We start from the raw sequence: 21,985 nt of genomic DNA, 5'->3' as shown, positions 1-21,985 counted from the left end.
TTTCTTCCTTGTTGCTTGAATCCTCCTAAAAAGTCCCCATTTATACTGGTAACAAAGCACTGAAGGTTTCCTTCATTCGTTAATTTTTAGGAGGCTGTATGCGACTCGATCGTATGACGAACAAATTCCAGATAGCAATCTCCGATGCTCAGTCATTAGCGTTGGGGCGTGACCATCAGTTTATTGAGCCGATCCATCTGATGATGGCGCTGCTTAATCAAGATGGTGGCTCAATTCATCCACTGCTGACCCAGGCCGGGATCTCGGTCAGCACCTTGCGTTCCGCCCTGAGCCAGGAGCTTGAACGATTACCGCAAATTGAGGGCACGGGCGGCGATGTCCAGCTCTCGCAGGCGCTGATTCGTCTGCTTAACCTGTGTGACAAGCTGGCGCAAAAGCGCAAAGACAAATATATCTCCAGCGAACTCTTCGTGTTGGCCGCCCTCGAGGGTAGCGATGCGTTGGCGCAGTGCCTGAAGAAATCGGGCGCTACCAAGGAGCTGCTGGAGAAGACCATAGAAGAGGTGCGTCTGGGCAAGAATATCGACGACCCTAATGCCGAAGATCAGCGCCAGGCACTGAAGAAGTTTACCGTGGATCTCACCGAGCGCGCCGAGCAGGGCAAGCTAGACCCAGTGATCGGTCGTGATGATGAGATCCGCCGCACCATCCAGGTGCTGCAACGCCGCAGTAAGAATAACCCTGTGCTCATCGGTGAGCCGGGCGTGGGTAAGACGGCCATCGTCGAAGGGCTGGCGCAGCGCATCATCAATGGCGAGGTGCCTGAGGGGATCAAGAATAAGCGGGTCTTGTCACTCGACTTGGGCGCCTTGGTAGCCGGAGCCAAATATCGCGGTGAATTCGAGGAACGCCTCAAGGCGGTGCTCAATGAGCTGGCTCAGGAAGAGGGCCAGGTGATCCTCTTCATTGATGAGCTGCATACCATGGTGGGCGCCGGTAAGAGCGATGGCGCCATGGATGCGGGGAATATGCTCAAGCCAGCTCTGGCCAGGGGCGACCTGCACTGCGTCGGCGCGACAACTCTAGACGAGTACCGTCAATATATCGAGAAAGACGCCGCCCTCGAGCGACGTTTTCAGAAGGTGCTGGTGGATGAGCCGAGTGTCGAAGACACCATCGCCATCCTGCGCGGTCTGAAAGAGCGTTATGAGCTGCACCACCATGTGGAGATCACAGATCCCGCTATCGTGGCGGCGGCCAGCATGTCGCATCGTTATATCTCAGACAGGAAGCTGCCCGATAAGGCGATCGATCTTATCGATGAGGCGGCGTCCAGTATTCGCATGCAGATAGACTCAAAACCTGAGCCGCTGGACAGATTAGAGCGCCGCACCATACAGCTTAAGCTGGAGGAGCAGGCCCTGAGCAAGGAGAGTGATGAAGCGAGTCTGCGTCGACTCTCCACCTTGCGTAGCGAGCTTGCCGAGGTCGAGGCCAAGGCGGCCGAACTTAATGAGGTATGGCATACCGAGAAGGCGGCGCTGGCGGGCACTCAGCATATCAAGGCGGATCTCGAGCAGGCCCGTATGGATCTTGAGGTAGCCAGACGCGCCGGCGATCTGACCCGCATGTCCGAGCTGCAATATGGCCGTATCCCAGAGCTGGAGAAGCAGCTGGATCTGGCCGCTCAGGCCGAGATGCAGGATATGACGCTGCTGCGTAACAAGGTTTCCGATGTGGAGATCGCCGAGGTGCTGTCCAAGGCGACCGGTATCCCTGTATCTAAGATGCTCGAAGGGGAGAAAGAGAAGCTGCTGCACATGGAAGAGGCGCTGCATACCCGGGTGATTGGTCAGAATGAGGCAGTGGATGCGGTGGCCAACGCCATCCGTCGTAGCCGCGCTGGCCTTGCGGATCCGAATCGTCCTATCGGTTCCTTCCTCTTCCTTGGCCCTACCGGTGTGGGTAAGACTGAGCTGTGTAAGTCGCTGGCGAAGTTCCTGTTCGATACCGAAGCGGCAATGGTGCGTATCGATATGTCCGAGTTTATGGAGAAGCATTCGGTGTCGCGTCTGGTCGGTGCGCCTCCAGGTTATGTGGGCTATGAAGAGGGCGGTTATCTGACCGAGGCGGTGAGGCGTAAGCCTTATTCGGTGATCCTGCTCGATGAGGTGGAAAAGGCGCACCCCGATGTGTTCAACATACTGTTGCAGGTGCTGGACGACGGTCGTCTGACCGATGGCCAGGGACGCACGGTCGATTTTCGTAATTCCGTGGTGATCATGACCTCTAACCTGGGGTCAGATGTGATTCAGGAGCGCTTCGGTATCGCCAGTTATGCCGAGATGAAGAGCGAGGTGATGAATGTGGTGACCCACAGCTTCAGACCCGAGTTCCTCAACCGAATCGATGAAAGCGTGGTCTTCCATCCACTTGAGTCTGAACATATCGCCCATATCGCGCAGATCCAGATAGATAATCTGAAGGCGCGTCTGGCGGAGAAAGACTTTGAGCTTGAGGTGAGTGATGATGCCTTAGCCTTAATTGCTCAGGCCGGATTCGATCCCGTCTATGGTGCAAGGCCGTTGAAACGCGCGCTGCAGCAAGAGGTGGAAAATCCGCTGGCTCAGAAACTCTTGAGTGGTGAACTGTTACCTGGTGCGCCAATCAAGGTCGATGCCGCGGGTGGCGAACTCGCCTTCCATCAATAAGCCTTAGCCTTATGCAAGAAGCCCAAACCTAGGTTTGGGCTTTTTTTATCACTGGCATCAGATTGCATTTGGCTATTATTTGCACTAGCTTGCAAAGGGTGAGATCTCTTCCTAATTTAAGTTTTTATACTGTGAAGGAGTACTGGATGAAAGCAAGGTTAGCAGTTATAGCATCTCTGGCCGTGTTGATGACGGCATGTAGCTCAGCACCAGAGCAAAGCAGTGGCCCGGCCTTTGTCGGCGTCGGCAGTGTCGATTATGACAGCCTCTATCACTATGGCTACAACACAGGTTGCCGTAGTGCCGGTTACCTGAAGCAAAACCCAGGCGCCGATACCTTAGAAGGAATGAAGGATATGGTGTTAGATGGTTTGACTGAGTTTGATAAAGGCTGGGACGCCGGTACTCAGGCCTGTCAGGATGGGGTGAGCCGTTCTATGTATACGGTGAAAGCGAGCGGCTAGATTCGGTCGGTTAAGGCTTTTTGGACGGTAAACCTAAAAATAAGAAGCGACAGCCAGAGTCATTTGGGTTGTCGCTTCTCTATTTTTTCTCTGCTTCTCTGTATCTGGAGAGAAGAGCTTAGGAAAGAAGGCTGTTTAAATTAGCAGGGCTACTTTTCGCAGAAGAGCTTGATGCGCTGTTTCTGCGCGGAGATCTCTGACTGCCTGTCTTCCTCAGTCATACGCACCATTTCGCCATTTTCTTCATTTTTACGTGTCAGGCGAGTATGGGTCTCGAGCACATTTAACTGATGCTTGGCATTTTCGCAGATGGCCTTGGCCTGAGCCTTATCTTTCTCGTTGATCGCTTCGGCGGCTAATGCGGCCTCGCTCTTCTGCTCACCCTTTTTTTCGACGACCTTAGGGGCGGTGAAGCCAACTTTTTTCTGTTCGATATCTTCGCTATAGAGCTTTTCTGTCTTTGCCTCGGGGGGCTTTTCCTGACTATAGTGGGTGACACCGTTTTCATCTACCCACTTATAGATGGTCGTTGCAAATGTTGGGGCGCAAAGGAATAGGCTTAACAGTGCGCTGAGATAAAATTTTCCGGTCATCATAGTTTCCATATCCAGGCCGGGAGAGAGTGTAGGAGTGACTCATCTGCCAACAATTAGAGGTCCGTATAAAAAGTGAGCTTAAATCTGTGTTATCTTTTTATTTTATCAAGATAACCTTGCTCCTTAGTATATGCAAAATTTAAACAAAGAGACGGTGAAGAACCGCGGTATCTACCTTTTACCCAACTTGTTCACTACGGCTGGATTGTTTTCCGGCTTTTATGCGGTGATCGCCTCCATGAATGGTCATTTCGAAGCGGCAGCCATTGCCATCTTCGTCGCCATGATCTTCGATGGCCTCGATGGGCGGGTCGCCAGGATGACCAATACCCAGAGTGCATTCGGCGCCGAATATGACAGCATGGCCGACATGGTCTCCTTCGGGGTGGCCCCGGCGTTAATCGCCTATAACTGGGCCTTGGCCGATCTGGGCAAGGTAGGTTGGTTGGCGGCATTTATCTATTGTGCCGGCGCCGCGCTCAGGCTTGCACGCTTCAATACCCAGGTCGGCGTCGCAGATAAGCGCTATTTTCAAGGGTTGGCGAGTCCGGCCGCAGCGGCCATTATTGCCGGCGCTATCTGGACTGGCACCTATTATGAGATAGAAGGCCAGCAGGTAAGTATACTGGCGCTGTTAATGACAGCTGGTGCGGGCCTCTTGATGGTGAGTAACTTCCGCTACTACTCTTTCAAAGACTATGACTGGCGCGGCCGGGTTAACTTCATGGTGATCCTGGCCCTGGTAGGCTTGTTTGTGGTGGTCTCGGTTCAACCGGCCACTATTCTGTTTATCGTCTTTAGTCTCTACGCACTCTCCGGTCCCATCTACACCATACGCACGGTGAAGAAGTTAAAGGTGAGCCATGTGGTGGGCGATGAGAACGAAACCGATATAGATATTACTCAAGAGACTGATGAATCCAAACCAACTGAGCAAGATGATTCAGATGCCGATAAGAAGCAGTAGCACTTAAGCTTATATTCTAAGCCTATACCCATATAAGGAGCCAAAAGAAGGCGACAAGAGAAGGCGTTACAGATGTAAGGCGACACAGATATAAGACGATACTGAGATAAGACGATACTGAGATAAGACGATACTGAGACAAGGCGGCAAAAGCACACATGCTATAAGGGCTAAATAAGCCTGCAGGGCAGTCTTGCAATCAGGCAGCTCAGATTTTTGGCAGAGTCGAAATTTTTGTGCCAAACTTATTTTCCGGTTTCAAACAAGCGAGTCACCAAACCGATAGTTTGTGGTGTTGTCGTTACTCGCATGTTGCCTTTGTGTGTGGCTTTTCGCTGAATCCATCTCGTTCTGCATGTTTTTTGTTCGATCGATGTTTTTCGTTAAAAAAGCCCTTGCGCAAAAGATTTGGCTCCCTATAATGCGCTCCCACTGACACGGCAAACGGCGCTACTTACCAAGTGAGTAGGTAACGGATGTCGAGTCAAGGCGATAAGCGGTTCGAGTTTTTAAGCCGGTAGTTACAGCGCGAAAGCACAGTAATTAACCACTTAAAAATCTTTTGAAAAAAGCGCTTGACGCCGACAGGGAGAGGCGTAGAATACGCAGCCCTAGCCCGCTGGAGTCCAGTATGAGGCAAACGTTCTTTAACAAGATAAAACAAGAAATCTGTGTGGACACTCACAGGTATTGAGTTAATCGAAAACGATTTAAATCTCAATGCAACGATGAGTGTTCATAGCAATATGTACAAACATGTAGATGATTCTTCCGAGTCATTTATGTGAATCAGAATTCATTGAGTCGTTTGGCGCAAGCCAAACAAAAAAACTTTTAATTGAAGAGTTTGATCATGGCTCAGATTGAACGCTGGCGGCAGGCCTAACACATGCAAGTCGAGCGGTAACATTTCAAAAGCTTGCTTTTGAAGATGACGAGCGGCGGACGGGTGAGTAATGCCTAGGGAACTGCCCAGTCGAGGGGGATAACAGTTGGAAACGACTGCTAATACCGCATACGCCCTACGGGGGAAAAGAGGGGATCTTCGGACCTTCTGCGATTGGATGTACCTAGGTGGGATTAGCTAGTAGGTGAGGTAATGGCTCACCTAGGCGACGATCCCTAGCTGTTCTGAGAGGATGATCAGCCACACTGGGACTGAGACACGGCCCAGACTCCTACGGGAGGCAGCAGTGGGGAATATTGCACAATGGGCGCAAGCCTGATGCAGCCATGCCGCGTGTGTGAAGAAGGCCTTCGGGTTGTAAAGCACTTTCAGCGAGGAGGAAAGGTTAACGGTTAATACCCGTTAGCTGTGACGTTACTCGCAGAAGAAGCACCGGCTAACTTCGTGCCAGCAGCCGCGGTAATACGAGGGGTGCAAGCGTTAATCGGAATTACTGGGCGTAAAGCGTACGCAGGCGGTTGATTAAGCGAGATGTGAAAGCCCCGGGCTTAACCTGGGAACTGCATTTCGAACTGGTCAACTAGAGTCTTGTAGAGGGGGGTAGAATTTCAGGTGTAGCGGTGAAATGCGTAGAGATCTGAAGGAATACCGGTGGCGAAGGCGGCCCCCTGGACAAAGACTGACGCTCAGGTACGAAAGCGTGGGGAGCAAACAGGATTAGATACCCTGGTAGTCCACGCCGTAAACGATGTCTACTCGGAATTTGGTGTCTTGAACACTGGGTTCTCAAGCTAACGCATTAAGTAGACCGCCTGGGGAGTACGGCCGCAAGGTTAAAACTCAAATGAATTGACGGGGGCCCGCACAAGCGGTGGAGCATGTGGTTTAATTCGATGCAACGCGAAGAACCTTACCTACTCTTGACATCCAGAGAACTTTCCAGAGATGGATTGGTGCCTTCGGGAACTCTGAGACAGGTGCTGCATGGCTGTCGTCAGCTCGTGTTGTGAAATGTTGGGTTAAGTCCCGCAACGAGCGCAACCCTTATCCTTACTTGCCAGCGGGTAATGCCGGGAACTTTAGGGAGACTGCCGGTGATAAACCGGAGGAAGGTGGGGACGACGTCAAGTCATCATGGCCCTTACGAGTAGGGCTACACACGTGCTACAATGGTCGGTACAGAGGGTTGCGAAGCCGCGAGGTGGAGCTAATCTCACAAAGCCGGTCGTAGTCCGGATTGGAGTCTGCAACTCGACTCCATGAAGTCGGAATCGCTAGTAATCGTGGATCAGAATGCCACGGTGAATACGTTCCCGGGCCTTGTACACACCGCCCGTCACACCATGGGAGTGGGCTGCACCAGAAGTAGATAGCTTAACCTTCGGGAGGGCGTTTACCACGGTGTGGTTCATGACTGGGGTGAAGTCGTAACAAGGTAGCCCTAGGGGAACCTGGGGCTGGATCACCTCCTTACCTATACGATTGATTGATATTTGTTGAGTGTTCACACAGATAACTTGTTCTTGTTAGAGCGAGTGGCACGTCCGAGCGACGATGCTTGTTCTTTAAAAATTTGGAAAGCTGATAGTAATAACCGAAAGGTTATTGCGAAAAATAATTGAGTTCTCAAAACACACTTTAATCAAGTGACTTGAGTATTCTTTTGGCGAAAGTAGAAACCGTTAGTTGCGATGCGACTCAGATGAAACTCATTTGGGTTGTATGGTTAAGTGACTAAGCGTATACGGTGGATGCCTTGGCAGTCAGAGGCGATGAAGGACGTAGTAACTTGCGAAAAGCGTTGGCGAGCTAGTAACAAGCATTTGAGCTAACGATGTCCGAATGGGGAAACCCGGCACCATAAGGTGTCATCACTAAGTGAATACATAGCTTAGTGAGGCGAACGAGGGGAACTGAAACATCTAAGTACCCTTAGGAAAAGAAATCAACCGAGATTCCCCTAGTAGCGGCGAGCGAACGGGGATTAGCCCTTAAGCCTAGAGGGTGTTAGTGGAATGTGTTGGAAAGCACAGCGATACAGGGTGATAGCCCCGTACATGAAAACTAACTTTAGGTGAAAACGAGTAGGACGGGACACGTGATATCTTGTTCGAATATGGGGGGACCATCCTCCAAGGCTAAATACTCCTGACTGACCGATAGTGAACCAGTACCGTGAGGGAAAGGCGAAAAGAACCCCTGTGAGGGGAGTGAAATAGAACCTGAAACCGTATACGTACAAGCAGTGGGAGCGGTTCTTGAGACCGTGACTGCGTACCTTTTGTATAATGGGTCAGCGACTTACATTTTGTAGCGAGGTTAAGCGAATAGCGGAGCCGTAGGGAAACCGAGTGTTAACTGCGCGTTTAGTTGCAAGGTGTAGACCCGAAACCCGGTGATCTAGCCATGGGCAGGTTGAAGGTTGAGTAACATCAACTGGAGGACCGAACACACGTATGTTGAAAAATGCGGTGATGACTTGTGGCTGGGGGTGAAAGGCCAATCAAACCGGGAGATATCTGGTTCTCCTCGAAAGCTATTTAGGTAGCGCCTCGAGCGAATACCATTGGGGGTAGAGCACTGTTAAGGCTAGGGGGTCATCCCGACTTACCAACCCTTTGCAAACTCCGAATACCAATGAGTACTACTCGGGAGACACACGGCGGGTGCTAACGTCCGTCGTGAAAAGGGAAACAACCCAGACCATCAGCTAAGGTCCCAAAGTTATTGCTAAGTGGGAAACGATGTGGGAAGGCTTAGACAGCTAGGATGTTGGCTTAGAAGCAGCCATCATTTAAAGAAAGCGTAATAGCTCACTAGTCGAGTCGGCCTGCGCGGAAGATATAACGGGGCTAAGCAATACACCGAAGCTATGGGTACTAGCGCTTGCGCTGGTGCGGTAGAGGAGCGTTCTGTAAGCCGTTGAAGGTGAAGGGGTAACCCACGCTGGAGGTATCAGAAGTGCGAATGCTGACATGAGTAACGATAAAGGGGGTGAAAAACCTCCTCGCCGAAAGACCAAGGGTTCCTGTCCAACGTTAATCGGGGCAGGGTGAGTCGACCCCTAAGGCGAGGCCGAAAGGCGTAGTCGATGGGAAACGGGTTAATATTCCCGTACTTCTGCTAACTGCGATGGAGAGACGGAGAAGGCTAGGCTAGCGCGGCGTTGGTTGTCCGCGTTTAAGGCTGTAGGTAGGGTACTTAGGCAAATCCGGGTACCTAATACTGAGAGTTGATGACGAGTCACTACGGTGATGAAGTAGTTGATGCCATGCTTCCAGGAAAATCTTCTAAGCTTCAGGTTAGTAGGAATCGTACCCCAAACCGACACAGGTGGTCGGGTAGAGAATACCAAGGCGCTTGAGAGAACTCGGCTGAAGGAACTAGGCAAAATGGTACCGTAACTTCGGGAGAAGGTACGCTCCTGTTGGTGATGAGACTTGCTCTCTAAGCTGACGGGAGTCGCAGATACCAGGTGGCTGCAACTGTTTATCAAAAACACAGCACTGTGCAAAATCGCAAGATGACGTATACGGTGTGACGCCTGCCCGGTGCCGGAAGGTTAATTGATTGGGTTATCTTCGGAGAAGCTCATGATCGAAGCCCCGGTAAACGGCGGCCGTAACTATAACGGTCCTAAGGTAGCGAAATTCCTTGTCGGGTAAGTTCCGACCTGCACGAATGGCGTAATGATGGCCACGCTGTCTCCAGCCGAGACTCAGTGAAGTTGAAATTGCGGTGAAGATGCCGTATACCCGCGGCTAGACGGAAAGACCCCGTGAACCTTTACTATAGCTTGGCACTGAACATTGACCCTACATGTGTAGGATAGGTGGGAGACTTTGAAGCGGGAACGCCAGTTCTCGTGGAGTCATCCTTGAAATACCACCCTTGTAGTGTTGATGTTCTAACTCTGGCCCCTGAATCGGGGTTGAGGACAGTGCCTGGTGGGTAGTTTGACTGGGGCGGTCTCCTCCCAAAGAGTAACGGAGGAGCACGAAGGTTGGCTAAGTACGGTCGGACATCGTACGGTTAGTGCAATGGCATAAGCCAGCTTAACTGCGAGACATACACGTCGAGCAGGTGCGAAAGCAGGTCATAGTGATCCGGTGGTTCTGAATGGAAGGGCCATCGCTCAACGGATAAAAGGTACTCCGGGGATAACAGGCTGATACCGCCCAAGAGTTCATATCGACGGCGGTGTTTGGCACCTCGATGTCGGCTCATCACATCCTGGGGCTGAAGTCGGTCCCAAGGGTATGGCTGTTCGCCATTTAAAGTGGTACGCGAGCTGGGTTCAGAACGTCGTGAGACAGTTCGGTCCCTATCTGCCGTGGGCGTTGGATGATTGAAGGGAGCTGCTCCTAGTACGAGAGGACCGGAGTGGACGAACCGCTGGTGTTCGGGTTGTCATGCCAATGGCATTGCCCGGTAGCTACGTTCGGAATCGATAACCGCTGAAAGCATCTAAGCGGGAAGCGAGCCCTAAGATGAGTCATCCCTAGACCTTTAAGGTCTCTAAAGAGCCGTCCGAGACTAGGACGTTGATAGGCAGGGTGTGTAAGCGTTGTGAGGCGTTGAGCTAACCTGTACTAATGACTCGTGAGGCTTAACCATACAACCCAAAAGGGTTTCGTACGATGGTTTTACGTAATCAAAAGAATACAAAAGTACTTGATTGAAGTGAGGTCATAAATTGCTCCTGCATTTATGACATACAGTACATCCGTGTACTAAAACTCAGATTGACTCTTAGATAAGAGTACAGCTTTCCGAATTTCCAAATTTGTCTGGAAACCATAGCATTGTGGTCCCACCTGATCCCATCCCGAACTCAGAAGTGAAACGCAATCGCGCCGATGGTAGTGTGGGGTCTCCCCATGTGAGAGTAGGTCATTTCCAGGCGCCTAATTAAGTGAAGAAGCCACCTGAATAAGGTGGCTTTTTTGCGTTTGAGGTTTATGAAATTATCAGTATCCCCTCTCGAAACCACCTTAATTAAAGTCAGGTGGCTTATTCACTTATGTAGGCATGAATGCCTACTCCCGACGTCGTCCCACCGCTAAGCGGGGTCTCCGGCTCGCAGCTTAGCTGCTTCGCGCTCCAGTCATCCATCAAGCTGCGCTTGATAAGCGGATGTCTTACGCCCCCATGTGAGATTGGGTGAGCTAGTATTTGGCCATGACAGGCACCTTTTCTCTTTATTCATTAGCCTCCCCAGCTCGCAGCCTAGCTGCTTCGCGCTCCAGGCATCCTTTTATCAAGCTGCGCTTGATAAAAGGATGCCTGACGTCCCCATGTGAGATTTGGGAGTTAATATCTGGTATCTGCGTAGGATCTGGCAATGCAAATGCCTTTCTTTTATGTGTAGCGACTCATCAGTCCGTGCTTCGCGCTACAAAGGCCTTGGATGTTGCGCATCCATAGCAGGACTTCTACGCCCCATGTGAGAAACCTTTTGCATATACTTATTCTTTTAAGCCACTATGAATCGTCTTTACTTTCTAGCCAGTAGCCTTGGGTTACAGCCTTTATGGTGTGAATTAACCGTACTCCTATTTTTAAGCCTTTTTCCTACATCGATACCTCGATGACTAAAGACTACTACTATCAATTGAGAGTAGTTTTGCTCACAGGACTATCTATTTATACTGTCTATTTGGTCCGCTTTGCGGAACTGTTCTTCGCTTATATTGGCGGAGGCTGAGTCGCTAAAAGCTGATGTATTGATCTGTGGAATAGCTAGTAAGGTTTTCGTTTGTGGTGTCTAGGATAGAAAGAGGAAAGTGCGGGTAGCAGGTCTCTATGTATTTGTCCCCTAATGCTAGTCTCGAAGAGGCTCGATGCAAAATTATGTAGGCTTTATTTTGGATGCTATAGGCTGGGCTGTTATTTGCCTACGAAGGTAATCATTAATAGAACTTGCTTGGGGGATTTCAGGCTCGATATGCCATTAATCAGTGACGTATAACGTCATTAAAAGCAGGTTGAATGATGGTGTGGATGGCCATTTTTTGAGTGGGAAAGTGAGGATATGACTTAATATTCGCTATCTTGCATGAAAAAGCCGCAATTGAGCGAGTTAGCCATAAAAAGTCCTTTACCTTTGGGAGGGGTTTTAGCATAATGCCCCACGTCAACAGGGGTGTAGTTCCAATTGGTAGAACAGCGGTCTCCAAAACCGATGGTTGCGGGTTCGAGTCCTGCCACCCCTGCCACATTCTAGAGAAGCCGTTCAGAAATGAACGGCTTTTTGCTTTTCTGAGTTTTATCTTTTCACTCCAGTTCATATAGTCTCTGGTCGTCGTGACACTCGCCTGGGCAGAGGTTATCCTTAAGGGGTTAGCATTTGTCTGGAGGCGATTTGGAACCGAGTGCATATTTAGATGCGATGGGTATAACCCGCTGGGTAGAGAAGGGAGCCGAGCTTCCCCTGTACCATATTCTTGTGGATCGAGGCGCGAGCGTCTCAGGTGACCACCCGATTATCCGTCAGGTATTGGCGCTCTTTCCCGAGCAGGAAAAGCAGGTCGTCGTCAGCGATTCGCTGAGCAGCACCAAAGAGGTGTTCTGGGATATGCGAAGTCTTAGGTTACCTAAGGTGGCATGCGCCATCAGCTCTGCACCTATCGCCGTTCTCGAGCAAGAATCTAAGGCCAAGCGCGAACTATGGCAGCATATTTGGGAGAGCGATGCCTATGACGCTAACGCTTAAGACACTGAGCAAGGAAGACGCTCCTAAGTTGCATGAGCTGGAGTCGGCCTGCCATAGTTTCCCCATGTCGCTGAGTAACCTTGAGACCTGTTTCGGGCGTTTCTACCATGTTATCGGTCTCTTCGATGATGAGGAGATGTTGGGCTTCAGTATTCTGCACCAACTGTTCGAAGATGCCACCCTGATGGATATCTGCGTCAGGCCAGACGCTCAGGGGCAAGGTTTGGGTAAGCGCCTCACCGAGGCGTTAATCGAGCTGGCAGCCACTCAGGGGGCCGAACGTATGATGTTAGAGGTGAGGGCCTCTAATGAAAGGGCAATCGCCTTATATCGCCAGATGGGCTTCGAGCAGGTAGGAATGCGAGCCAACTATTATCAGCTGGAACAGGGGAAAGAAGACGCTATCTTGATGGAGCGTTTGTTCTAGCCGTTTGGGTTTGTACTCGGGAATAAAAAAATAGCGCCGCAAGGGCGCTATTTTTGTTTCTAAGCGTTGAACGCTAAAGACAATTGCTTGCCTAAGGTTTTAGGTTATTTAACCTCTTTACCTTGCGCCTGCAGGTCGGCGTGGTAGCTAGAACGCACCATAGGACCACAAGCGGCATGGGTAAAGCCTATCTCTTCGGCATAGTCTTTCAGCTCGTCAAACTCGGCTGGCGGCACGTAACGCTCTACCGGCAGGTGGAATTTAGAAGGCTGCAGGTATTGACCGAGTGTCAGCATCTCAACATTGTGCGCACGCAGGTCGCGAAGCACCTCGGCGATCTCTTCGTTGGTCTCACCCAGACCCATCATCAGGCCCGACTTAGTCGGAATATGTGGGTGTTGTTCTTTGAATTTCTTCAACAGATCCAGTGACCATTGGTAGTTCGCCCCTGGACGAGCCTTACGGTAGTGCTTAGGCGCAGTTTCCAGGTTGTGATTGAAGACATCGGGTGGCTCTGTGGCCAGAATCTCCAAGGCGGCGTCGATGCGGCCCCTAAAGTCGGGCACCAAGATCTCAATCTTGATCTCTGGGTTGAGCTTACGGATCTCGCGAATACAGTCGGCAAAGTGCTGGGCACCACCATCACGCAGATCGTCACGATCCACAGAGGTGATCACCACATATTTCAGCTTCATGTCTCTGATGGTTTGTGCCAGTTTTACCGGCTCTTCGGCATCAGGCTTGAGTGGACGACCATGGGCCACGTCGCAGAAGGGGCAGCGACGGGTGCAGATGGCGCCCAAGATCATGAAGGTAGCGGTACCATGGTTAAAACATTCGGCAAGGTTAGGGCAGGAGGCCTCTTCACATACAGAGTGCAGACCGTTCTTACGCAGCGCTTGTTTGATGTCGACGATACGTTGATTCGATGCCGGGAGCTTGACTCTCAACCAATCGGGTTTGCGTAGCATGGTTTCGCGCTCGGAAGGCACGACCTTGACCGGAATACGAGAGACCTTGTCGGCATCGCGTAACTTGACTCCGGGTTGTAATCTTTCAGGCCTACTCATATTAGTCTGTTAACCCTTGATGATGTTCTAGATGTTGATAGCCCAATTCTTGGCTAAAGGTTTGTATCAGTTTCTCGCCGGCTTCTTCGACGCTTTGTGGCCCCTTGAGCGGCTTACATTGAGCCATCTCTAGTCCGGCATAACCGCAGGGGTTGATGCGCTGAAAGGGGGACATATCCATATCGACGTTTAGTGCCAGGCCGTGGAAGGAGCAGCCTTTACGGATCCGCAGACCCAGAGAGGCTATCTTGCGCTCCTCGACATAGACGCCAGGAGCATCGGCCTTAGGATAGGCTTCGATACCATAGAGGGCGAGCATCTTGACGATACTCTGCTCTATGTCGGTCACCAGTTGGCGAACGCCGATTTTGAGGCGCTTGATGTCCAGTAGTGGGTAGGCGACTAACTGCCCTGGGCCATGGTAGGTCACTTGGCCACCACGGTCGACTTGAATGACGGGGATATCACCGGGGTTGAGAATATGCTCACTCTTGCCTGCCTGGCCCTGCGTGAACACCGGAGGATGTTCGACTATCCAAAGCTCATCTCGGCTCGTTTCATCGCGATTATCGGTATATTCCTGCATGGCGTGCCATACCGACTCGTAATCCTGGCGACCAAGATGACGAATATGTAAAACCGTATCTTTCAAGGGCAACCTCTCCCCTCAGCGTTTAAGTGCGCCTATTATACGCGCGAAATCAGGAAATGTAAGGTAGATCACATTTCCTATCAGGAGGGCGCATCTTAGAGGACGCGCTTAACCCCTTCGATAGCCGCTAACTCGATGTAAAGCAGTTCGATCTGCTCTTTACTGTGAACCGTTACCTTGACGGTGATCGAGTGGTAGCTGCCTTTGCTTGAGGCCCTGGAGGTTGGCATATAGTCGCCTGGCACGTGACGCTGCACAACGGCAACGACGTCATCGGCGAGTGTGTCTCTGGCGTCGCCCACGACTTTGAAAGGGAAGGCCGCGGGGAAGTCTAGGAGTTCATGAAATTTGGTGTCTAACATAGGTGTCTATCTCTTGCCTAACTTAATGGCTATAAAATGGGGGTTATTATACCTAATTCAAGCCTGAGAGGCTAAAAACAAAAAAGTCACCCTTAGGTGACTTTTTACTATCTCATGCATTTGTCGCTGTGGAATTAGTTAAACCAGCTGGCAAACATCTGCTTAAAGTAGTCCATCAGCTTGCTGAACCAGCTGCCTTCGTTCACCTCTTGTAGGGTGACCAGTGGGAACTGGGCAATGTCTTTGCCGTTAAGCTGGAAGTAGATGCGGCCTACTGTCTCACCCTTGGCGATCGGGGCAGTCAGCTCCTTGTTCAGCTCGTAGTTGGCCTCGAGGTTTTTCGCCTGGCCACGGCTAATGGTGATGGGGGTATCTGTCAGCACGCCCAGATCCACTGATTCTCTGTCACCGTACCAGATCTTCTGGGTTACAAAGCTGTCGCCCGCCTTGTAGGGGGTGATGGTCTCGAAGAAGCGGAAACCATAGTTGAGAAGCTTCTTGCTCTCGGCCTTACGGGCCGACTCGCTGGCGGTGCCCAAGACTACAGACACTAGGCGCATGCCATCTTTGGTTGCCGAAGTCACCAGGTTGTAACCGGCGCCTGAGGTGTGGCCCGTCTTGATGCCATCGACGTTCAGGCTCTTGTCCCATAGCAGACCGTTACGGTTGTACTGCTTGATGCCGTTATAGGTGAAAGACTTCTCCGAGTAGACGCGGTACTCCTCGGGTACGTCGCGGATCAGCGCGGCGCCCAGCAGTGCCATGTCGTAGGCTGTGGTCTTGTGATTTTCCGAGTCCAGGCCGTGGGAGTTCTCGAAGTAGCTGTCACGCATGCCCAGCTGCTTGGCCCAGGAGTTCATCAGATCCACGAAACCATCTTCTGTGCCGGCAATATGTTCGGCCATGGCGACACAGGCATCGTTACCCGACTGAATGATGATGCCGCGGTTGAGCTCTTCGACAGAGACCTGCTTGCCCACCTCGATAAACATCTTGGAGGAGTCGGGGAAATTCTTCGACCAGGCATTCTTACTAATGGTCACCTTGTCTTGTGGCGAGATGTTGCCCACCTTGATCTCGTGGCCTATCACGTAGCTGGTCATCATCTTGGTGAGACTGGCTGGGTTCAGGCTCTCATAGGCATTCTCTTCGGCGATGATCTGGCCCGAGTTGTAATCCATCAGGATAAAGGCTTTGGCTGCCACCTTAGGAGCATCAGGCGTAACAACGGGTGCCGCGTTGGCTGCCGTGATAGAGAGAGAGGAGACAAGGAGGAGTGTTTTAAAGCTGTGATTCAGTAATTTCATATTATCAAGGCACGTCTTTTGGTTGAATGCAAAAATTTGGGCGCTATGTCGGGCGAGTATAACATTAGTCGACCATCGAAATCAGTGAAGGTTCCTTAATCTTAAGGAAAAGCGCACCGATTTCGGGTCGTTACCTTATTCGGTCACCAGATAGCTCTGAGGGTAGCCGTTTTGCTGCAGTGTCTGATGCAACTGGGCGGCGATCTGCTGGCGACCTATGGGGCCGAGTTGCAGGCGATAGAGATTGCCGCTCTGTTGGATACGGGTCTGCACCTGATACTGATCGGCCAGGGTCTGTGCCAGATGGTCGATGCGCCCCTTATCTGAGGAGGCGATCACCTGCACATAGTGAAGTTTGGTTTCCTGCAGTGCGGCCAAAGCCACAGACTCGGGATTTTCGATGTAGATCACCTCAAGCTGCACCTTGGCCGTGCCCGTCTTGAGCATGTCCAGGCGATGCGCCGCGGCGTAGGAGAGATCTATGATGCGGTTATCGTGAAAGGGGCCTCGATCGTTGACCCTCACCACTACCGACTTGTCGTTGGCCAGGTTAGTGACCTTCACATAGCTTGGCAGTGGCAGCGTCTTATGGGCCGCCGACATGGAATACATGTCGTAGGTCTCGCCATTGGAGGTGAGGTGACCATGAAACTTGGCGCCATACCAGGAGGCGATGCCTGTCTTCTGATAGCCTTTGCCTGTGTCGAGCACCCGGTAGGTCTTGCCCAGTACCGTATATTCCTTGCGGTTGCCGCCGCGGCTGTAGGGCTCAAACTTGGGATGAGCATCTTCGACCTTGGAGACATCGGGCGCATCGGTCGGCGCTACGTCGTCGGCAATCTTATAGCGGCCGCTCTGCGACGAGCAGCCCGCCAAAACCAATAGCAGGATGAAGGAGAGCAGTGACAGGGCGTTACTGTTTCGCATAAGCATCTTTGAGTTGTTGGCTAAATTGATACACCGCCATGGCGTACAGCGGGCTGCGGTTATAGCGGGTGATCACGTAAAAGTTGTTCAGTCCCAGCCAGTAGTCTTTGCCGTCTTGCTGCTCAAGCTCGACCAGTAGTGCGGGTTGTTGCACGTCGAGATCGACATTCTGCGCCAGGGAGATGGTTGGCGACAGGATGTCGGCAACCTTGTAGGAGAGCTTCTCTCCCGACCAGGCCTTGAGATGCGCGGGCAGATGGTGAGTCGTCAGTGGTAGGGTGACCAGGCCGCCTTTTTGCCAGCCATGTTGATGAAAGTAGTTGGCGACACTGCCGATGGCATCAACCGGATCGCCGACCAAGTCACGGCGGCCATCGCCGCTAAAATCCACCGCGAAATGACGATAGCTGGAGGGAATGAACTGACCATAACCCATGGCGCCGGCGTAGGAGCCTTTTAGCGTAGTCAGGTCCAGTTTTTCCTCTTTGGCCAGGGTCTGTAGCTGGGCGAGTTCCTTGCGAAAGAAGTCGGCCCGCGGCGTGTAATGAAAGCCCAGGGTGTAGAGGGCATCGATCACCGGATAGGTGCCCATGTAGCCGCCGTAGAAGGTCTCGATGCCGATAATGGCAACGATGATCTCGGGGTCTACCTGATAAGTCTTTGCCGCCTTGGCGATGGTCGCATCATGGGTGCGCCAGAAATTCAGTCCCTTTTCCAGACGCTTATCGGTGAGGAAGATGGGGTGATATTGAAACCAGGGCTTGGCTTCCCAAGGGGTGGTGATGGCGTCGATCACTTTCTGGTTGTATTGGGCGCTACTGAGAAAGCTGTCTATCTCTGCCTGGGTGAAGCCGGCGCCGAGTTGCTGCTCGGTGAAGGCTGTCTTCAACTCACTGATGTCACCCTCTTGGGGGATCACCTTATCATCGGCCTGGGCCAGCAAGCTGGCACCGCCCAGCATCAGGGCGAAAAATAGCTGTGAAACTGGTTTCAAATCGTCTTCCTTTAACGGTCAATGAATCGTCTATGGGTATGTATGCTCATCAGGATCCCGAAGCCTGTCATCAGGGTCAGCATAGAGGTACCGCCGTAACTGATGAGGGGCAGGGGCACACCGACCACGGGGAGTAGTCCCGATACCATGCCAATATTCACAAAGACATATACAAAGAAGGTTAAAGTAATACTGCCAGCGAGTAAACGGGCAAAACTGGTTTGTGCGCGCGAGGCGATCACCAGGCCGCGGCCGATCACATAGAGGTAGAGGCAGAGCAGAATAAGGCTGCCGATCAGGCCAAACTCCTCGCCGATAACCGCGAAGATGAAATCTGTATGGCGCTCAGGCAGGAACTCCAGCTGAGATTGAGTGCCGTCGAGCCAGCCTTTGCCCCAGATCCCACCTGAGCCGATGGCGATCTTGGACTGAATAATATGATAGCCGGCGCCCAGCGGGTCTTTTTCTGGATCCAGCAGGGTCAATACCCGGGTACGTTGATAGTCGTGCATCAGGAAAAACCAGAGCACAGGCAGCATGGCCAGCACGCCGCCGATGAAGCTGCCGACGATGGCCCAGCTCATGCCGGAGAGAAACAGCACGAAGATCCCTGAGGCCGCCACCAGGATAGAGGTACCGAGATCCGGCTGCTTGGCAATCAAGAGTGTCGGAATGAGCAGAATTACCCCGGCACCGGCCAGATAACGCTTCTTCGGCGGCAGGGGAAACTTACTGATATACCAGGCCATGGTGATGGGGAAGGCCAGCTTAATCAGCTCTGAGGGCTGAAACTCCATGAAGCCCAGGTTGAGCCAGCGCTGGGCGCCCTTGTTGATCTCACCGAAGAAATGCACACCGAGCAGCAGAATCACCCCGGCGATATAGATGGGGAAGGCCCAGCGCCTGAGCACCTCGGGATTAATCTGCGCCACGAACAACATGATTCCCAGCGACAGTCCCATGCGGATCAGCTGACGCTCCATCAGCGCCATATCTTCGCCACCGGCGGAATAGATAACGAACAGGCCATAGCACATGAGTGCCAGTAGCCCAAGAAGCAATGGCAGGTCGATATGCATGCGCTGCCAGATGTTGGGTCTATGGCTATGGGCGTTCATTGTGTGGGCTCCCGGCGGTTTCTAAGGGCAGGTTATCGCGAAGCATATACTCATCCAGCAGGGCGCGGGCCACGGGGCCTGCGTTGGCGCCACCCCAACCGGCGTTTTCCAGTACCACTGCCAGCACGATACGCGGCGCCTCATAGGGGGCGTAGGCGACGATCAAGGCGTTGTCCCTCAGGTGTTCGTCGATATTTTCGGCGTCATACTTTTCATCTTCGGCTACACTGAAGACCTGGGCGGTACCCGTCTTCATCGCCGCGGTATAGCCCGCGTCGACGAAGCGCGACTTATGGGCGGTATCTCGCATCGCCTCGTTGATGATCTGCCAGTTGTGTGGACTCTTAAGCACCACGGGCGCCATCTTATCTACCGGCGTGTCGACCTTGACGGTATCATTTTTGATCGACTTCAACAGGTGCGGCACGAAACGCTCGCCCTTGTTGGCCATGATGGCGGTGGCGTTGGCCAGCTGCAGCGGCGTGGTGGTCCAGTAACCCTGGCCGATCCCCACCGAGATGGTATCGCCGATATACCAGGGCTGATTGTATTTGAGGCGCTTCCAGTCCTTGGATGGCATGTTACCGGCCGATTCCTCGAAGATATCGACACCTGTGCGCTCGCCAAAGCCGAACTGCTGCATGAAGTTGCTGATCTTATCTATGCCCGTCTTGTAGGCCATGTCGTAGAAGTAGGTGTCACAGGAGTGCACCAGGGCGCCGTTGACATCGACCCAGCCGTGGCCCCAACGTTTCCAGTCGCGATACTTGCGCTCGACGCCGGGGATCTGCCAAAAGCCTGGATCCCACACCCGGGTCTTAGGGGTCACTACCTTCTCTTCCAGGCCCAGCAGCGCCATGTGAGGCTTAACCGTCGATGCCGGGGCGTATTGGCCCTGAGTGGCGCGGTTGATCAAAGGGCGTGAGCGAGCGTTGAGCAGATCGCTATAGGCCTTGGAGCTGATGCCGTGCACGAACTGGTTCGGGTCATAGCTGGGGCTGGAGACCATGGCCAGTATGCCGCCATCGCGAGGATCGATAGCCACGATTGAGCCGCGGCGACCCGCCAGTAGCTCCATCGCCTTCTTCTGTAGCTGAAGATCCAGGGTCAGGTAGATATCCTGGCCCGGCTCTGGCGCCACAGATTTAAGGGTGCGAATGGTGCGGCCGCGGTTATTGACCTCTTCTTCGAGATGACCCGGCATGCCGTGCAGCAGGCTCTCATAAAATTTTTCGATTCCCTGCTTGCCGATATCCTTGGTGGCGGCGTAGTTCTGCCACTGGCCGTTACGTTGCAATGCGGCCTGGTCCCTGTTGTTGATGCGGCCCACATAGCCCAGCACATGGGTCAGCAGCCCATCGTAGGGGTAGTGGCGTTTCAGGCCCGCGTCGATGGAGAAGCCAGGGAATCTGTGTTGGTTAACGCTAAAGATCGCCACTTCCTCCTCCGACAGGCGGTTCTTGACCGTTATCGGCTTGAAGCGGCGATGGTATTTGAGGGAGGCGACCAGGCTTTCTCTGTCATCCTTGCTGAGCTCGACGACCTTAGCGAGTTCATCCAGGGTCGCGGGAACGTCTTTAACCTTCTCTGGGATCAGCTCCAGCGAGTAGAAGGGCTGGTTCTCCGCCAGCAGTTGGCCGTGTCTGTCGTAGATCAAACCGCGGCTTGGCGCCACGGGCACGACGCGGATGCGGTTGTCGTTGGAGCGGGTCTCGTAGTCCTTGTAGGACAAGACTTGCAGATGATAGAGGTTACCTAGCAGTATGCTTAGCAAGACCACCACGCAGGCAAAGGTGAAGATGGCGCGGCGTTTGAACAGCGAGGCTTCGGCGGCATGATCATGCATGGCCATCCGTTTACGTGGCGCCAATTATACTCTCTCCGGCAGTATGTTGGTTGTCACTATCATCGTCTATCCCTCGATTGACTCGAGTATCGCGCGGCGCACTACTCTCTATGATACGGGTGGTTGTTGTTGATGCTCCAGGCACGGTATAGGCTCTCGGCCACCAAGACGCGTACCAAGGGGTGGGGCAGGGTCAAGGCCGATAAACACCAGCTTTGATTCGCCGCCTGTTTGCAGGCGGGGGCCAGCCCCTCGGGGCCGCCGATAAGCAGGCTAACATCGCGACCGTCCAGTTGCCAGCGATTGAGCTGAGTGGCAAGCTCGGGCGTGGTCCAGTTTTTACCCGGCAGATCCAGGCTGACGATATGGTTTCCCTTAGGGATAGCCGCCAGCATCTGTTCGCCCTCTTTTTGCAAGATGCGGGCGATGTCGGCATTCTTACCGCGCTTGCCGGCAGGGATCTCAATCAGTTCGAACGCCATGTCCCTGGGGAAACGGCGCTGATACTCTTCGAAACCTGTGGTGACCCAGGCGGGCATGCGAGTGCCCACGGCAACGAGTTGTAACTTCATTAAGCTGGCTTTTCAGACCACAGCTTTTCAAGCTGATAGAAGTCGCGGGTCTTGTCTTGCATCACATGAACAATCACGTCGCCCAGGTCGACCAGCACCCATTCGCTGCTGTCACGGCCTTCGACGCCATGGATATGTAGGTTGGCACGTTTGGCCTCGAGTACCACGTTCTCGGCGATCGCTCTGACGTGGGTCTTAGAAGTACCCGAACAGACCACCATATAGTCGGTCACATTCGACTTGTCGGTGACTTCCAGTACTACAACATCTTTTGCTTTTAAATCTTCGACCTTGTCGACTACAAACTGTTTAAGCTCGGCGCTTTGCACGCTAAATTCCTCATTCATTTTTAACAGCGAGGCAGTATAACAGGTTATGCCCCTAAAGTA

At 52.6% G+C, this 21,985-nt stretch carries 16 protein-coding genes, 1 tRNA gene and 3 rRNA genes; 9 read left to right on the top strand and 11 right to left on the bottom strand.

Translation table 11 applies throughout. The annotated features are described in order from the left end of the window. The first annotated feature begins 98 nt into the window (after positions 1 to 98). Positions 99 to 2,672, top strand: coding sequence for an ATP-dependent chaperone ClpB (gene clpB / locus SHEW_RS15265; RefSeq protein WP_011866745.1), 2,574 nt, complete (start codon positions 99 to 101; stop codon positions 2,670 to 2,672). A 146-nt stretch (positions 2,673 to 2,818) separates the two neighbouring features. After that, positions 2,819 to 3,136: a hypothetical protein gene (locus tag SHEW_RS15260; RefSeq protein WP_011866744.1), complete on the top strand. Its 318-nt coding sequence runs from the start codon at positions 2,819 to 2,821 to the stop codon at positions 3,134 to 3,136. A 149-nt stretch (positions 3,137 to 3,285) separates the two neighbouring features. Here SHEW_RS15260 and SHEW_RS15255 read toward each other — a convergent pair whose 3' ends face one another. Next, on the bottom strand, positions 3,286 to 3,741 hold the full coding sequence (locus tag SHEW_RS15255) for a DUF4124 domain-containing protein (protein ID WP_011866743.1): 456 nt from the start codon (positions 3,739 to 3,741) through the stop codon (positions 3,286 to 3,288). A gap of 121 nt (positions 3,742 to 3,862) precedes the next feature. On the opposite strand from SHEW_RS15255, the gene pssA reads away from it, so the two are divergent. The 7 genes from pssA (at position 3,863) to rimI (ending at position 12,748) form a co-directional block, all read left to right on the top strand. Beyond that, positions 3,863 to 4,699, top strand: coding sequence for a CDP-diacylglycerol--serine O-phosphatidyltransferase (gene pssA / locus SHEW_RS15250; protein ID WP_011866742.1), 837 nt, complete (start codon positions 3,863 to 3,865; stop codon positions 4,697 to 4,699). A gap of 835 nt (positions 4,700 to 5,534) precedes the next feature. Further along, a 16S ribosomal RNA gene (locus SHEW_RS15245) occupies positions 5,535 to 7,079 on the top strand. Between the two features lie 251 nt (positions 7,080 to 7,330). Then, positions 7,331 to 10,223 (top strand): 23S ribosomal RNA (locus SHEW_RS15240). A gap of 172 nt (positions 10,224 to 10,395) precedes the next feature. Next, a 5S ribosomal RNA gene (gene rrf, locus SHEW_RS15235) occupies positions 10,396 to 10,511 on the top strand. The 16S, 23S and 5S rRNA genes sit together here, the layout of an rRNA operon. Positions 10,512 to 11,747: 1,236 nt before the next feature. Next, positions 11,748 to 11,824 (top strand) — tRNA-Trp (locus SHEW_RS15230). 146 nt (positions 11,825 to 11,970) lie between these two features. Continuing rightward, complete coding sequence (locus tag SHEW_RS15225; protein ID WP_150099975.1) at positions 11,971 to 12,321, top strand: hypothetical protein; 351 nt, start codon at positions 11,971 to 11,973, stop codon at positions 12,319 to 12,321. Then, positions 12,299 to 12,748 (top strand): ribosomal protein S18-alanine N-acetyltransferase, encoded by a 450-nt coding sequence (gene rimI / locus SHEW_RS15220; protein ID WP_011866740.1) that lies wholly within the window; start codon positions 12,299 to 12,301, stop codon positions 12,746 to 12,748. The genes SHEW_RS15225 and rimI overlap by 23 nt, the downstream gene beginning before the upstream one ends. A gap of 104 nt (positions 12,749 to 12,852) precedes the next feature. On the opposite strand, the gene lipA is transcribed toward rimI, so the two are convergent. The 10 genes from lipA to rsfS form a co-directional block, all read right to left on the bottom strand. Further along, positions 12,853 to 13,818, bottom strand: coding sequence for a lipoyl synthase (gene lipA / locus SHEW_RS15215; protein ID WP_011866739.1), 966 nt, complete (start codon positions 13,816 to 13,818; stop codon positions 12,853 to 12,855). Between the two features lies 1 nt (position 13,819). Next, positions 13,820 to 14,470: a lipoyl(octanoyl) transferase LipB gene (lipB, locus tag SHEW_RS15210; protein ID WP_041406693.1), complete on the bottom strand. Its 651-nt coding sequence runs from the start codon at positions 14,468 to 14,470 to the stop codon at positions 13,820 to 13,822. A 95-nt stretch (positions 14,471 to 14,565) separates the two neighbouring features. Next, positions 14,566 to 14,832 carry a DUF493 family protein YbeD gene (gene ybeD / locus SHEW_RS15205; RefSeq protein ID WP_011866737.1) on the bottom strand — a complete coding sequence of 89 codons (267 nt, stop codon included), beginning with the start codon at positions 14,830 to 14,832 and terminating at the stop codon, positions 14,566 to 14,568. Between the two features lie 134 nt (positions 14,833 to 14,966). Beyond that, complete coding sequence (locus tag SHEW_RS15200) at positions 14,967 to 16,139, bottom strand: serine hydrolase (protein WP_011866736.1); 1,173 nt, start codon at positions 16,137 to 16,139, stop codon at positions 14,967 to 14,969. 135 nt (positions 16,140 to 16,274) lie between these two features. Beyond that, positions 16,275 to 17,072: a septal ring lytic transglycosylase RlpA family protein gene (locus tag SHEW_RS15195; RefSeq protein ID WP_011866735.1), complete on the bottom strand. Its 798-nt coding sequence runs from the start codon at positions 17,070 to 17,072 to the stop codon at positions 16,275 to 16,277. After that, entirely contained in the window at positions 17,053 to 18,060 is a 1,008-nt protein-coding gene (gene mltB / locus SHEW_RS15190; RefSeq protein ID WP_011866734.1) for a lytic murein transglycosylase B, read from the bottom strand. The genes SHEW_RS15195 and mltB overlap by 20 nt, the downstream gene beginning before the upstream one ends. 11 nt (positions 18,061 to 18,071) lie before the next feature. Continuing rightward, on the bottom strand, positions 18,072 to 19,178 hold the full coding sequence (gene rodA, locus SHEW_RS15185) for a rod shape-determining protein RodA (protein ID WP_011866733.1): 1,107 nt from the start codon (positions 19,176 to 19,178) through the stop codon (positions 18,072 to 18,074). Further along, the gene (mrdA, locus tag SHEW_RS15180) at positions 19,165 to 21,048 is read right to left on the bottom strand and encodes a penicillin-binding protein 2 (RefSeq protein ID WP_011866732.1); all 1,884 of its coding nucleotides are present in this window, start codon (positions 21,046 to 21,048) and stop codon (positions 19,165 to 19,167) included. The genes rodA and mrdA overlap by 14 nt, the downstream gene beginning before the upstream one ends. A gap of 77 nt (positions 21,049 to 21,125) precedes the next feature. After that, positions 21,126 to 21,596: a 23S rRNA (pseudouridine(1915)-N(3))-methyltransferase RlmH gene (gene rlmH, locus SHEW_RS15175; protein WP_011866731.1), complete on the bottom strand. Its 471-nt coding sequence runs from the start codon at positions 21,594 to 21,596 to the stop codon at positions 21,126 to 21,128. Continuing rightward, a complete protein-coding gene (gene rsfS / locus SHEW_RS15170; RefSeq protein WP_041407387.1) occupies positions 21,596 to 21,925 on the bottom strand; it encodes a ribosome silencing factor in 330 nt (109 codons plus the stop codon). The genes rlmH and rsfS overlap by 1 nt, the downstream gene beginning before the upstream one ends. Between the last annotated feature and the right edge of the window lie 60 nt (positions 21,926 to 21,985).

Origin of the sequence: Shewanella loihica PV-4 (assembly GCF_000016065.1) — a bacterium.
Classification (GTDB): Bacteria; Pseudomonadota; Gammaproteobacteria; order Enterobacterales; family Shewanellaceae; genus Shewanella; species Shewanella loihica.
The sequence above is the reverse complement of the archived record's forward strand: the minus strand, read 5'-3'. Positions and strand labels throughout refer to the sequence as shown.

Coding starts and splice junctions, on each gene's coding strand:
- clpB (WP_011866745.1), top strand. CDS start 99: ATGCGACTCGATCGTATGACGAACAAATTCCAGATAGCAATCTCCGAT.
- SHEW_RS15260 (WP_011866744.1), top strand. CDS start 2,819: ATGAAAGCAAGGTTAGCAGTTATAGCATCTCTGGCCGTGTTGATGACG.
- SHEW_RS15255 (WP_011866743.1), bottom strand. CDS start 3,741: ATGGAAACTATGATGACCGGAAAATTTTATCTCAGCGCACTGTTAAGC.
- pssA (WP_011866742.1), top strand. CDS start 3,863: ATGCAAAATTTAAACAAAGAGACGGTGAAGAACCGCGGTATCTACCTT.
- rimI (WP_011866740.1), top strand. CDS start 12,299: ATGCCTATGACGCTAACGCTTAAGACACTGAGCAAGGAAGACGCTCCT.
- lipA (WP_011866739.1), bottom strand. CDS start 13,818: ATGAGTAGGCCTGAAAGATTACAACCCGGAGTCAAGTTACGCGATGCC.
- ybeD (WP_011866737.1), bottom strand. CDS start 14,832: ATGTTAGACACCAAATTTCATGAACTCCTAGACTTCCCCGCGGCCTTC.
- SHEW_RS15200 (WP_011866736.1), bottom strand. CDS start 16,139: ATGAAATTACTGAATCACAGCTTTAAAACACTCCTCCTTGTCTCCTCT.
- SHEW_RS15195 (WP_011866735.1), bottom strand. CDS start 17,072: ATGCTTATGCGAAACAGTAACGCCCTGTCACTGCTCTCCTTCATCCTG.
- rodA (WP_011866733.1), bottom strand. CDS start 19,178: ATGAACGCCCATAGCCATAGACCCAACATCTGGCAGCGCATGCATATC.
- rlmH (WP_011866731.1), bottom strand. CDS start 21,596: ATGAAGTTACAACTCGTTGCCGTGGGCACTCGCATGCCCGCCTGGGTC.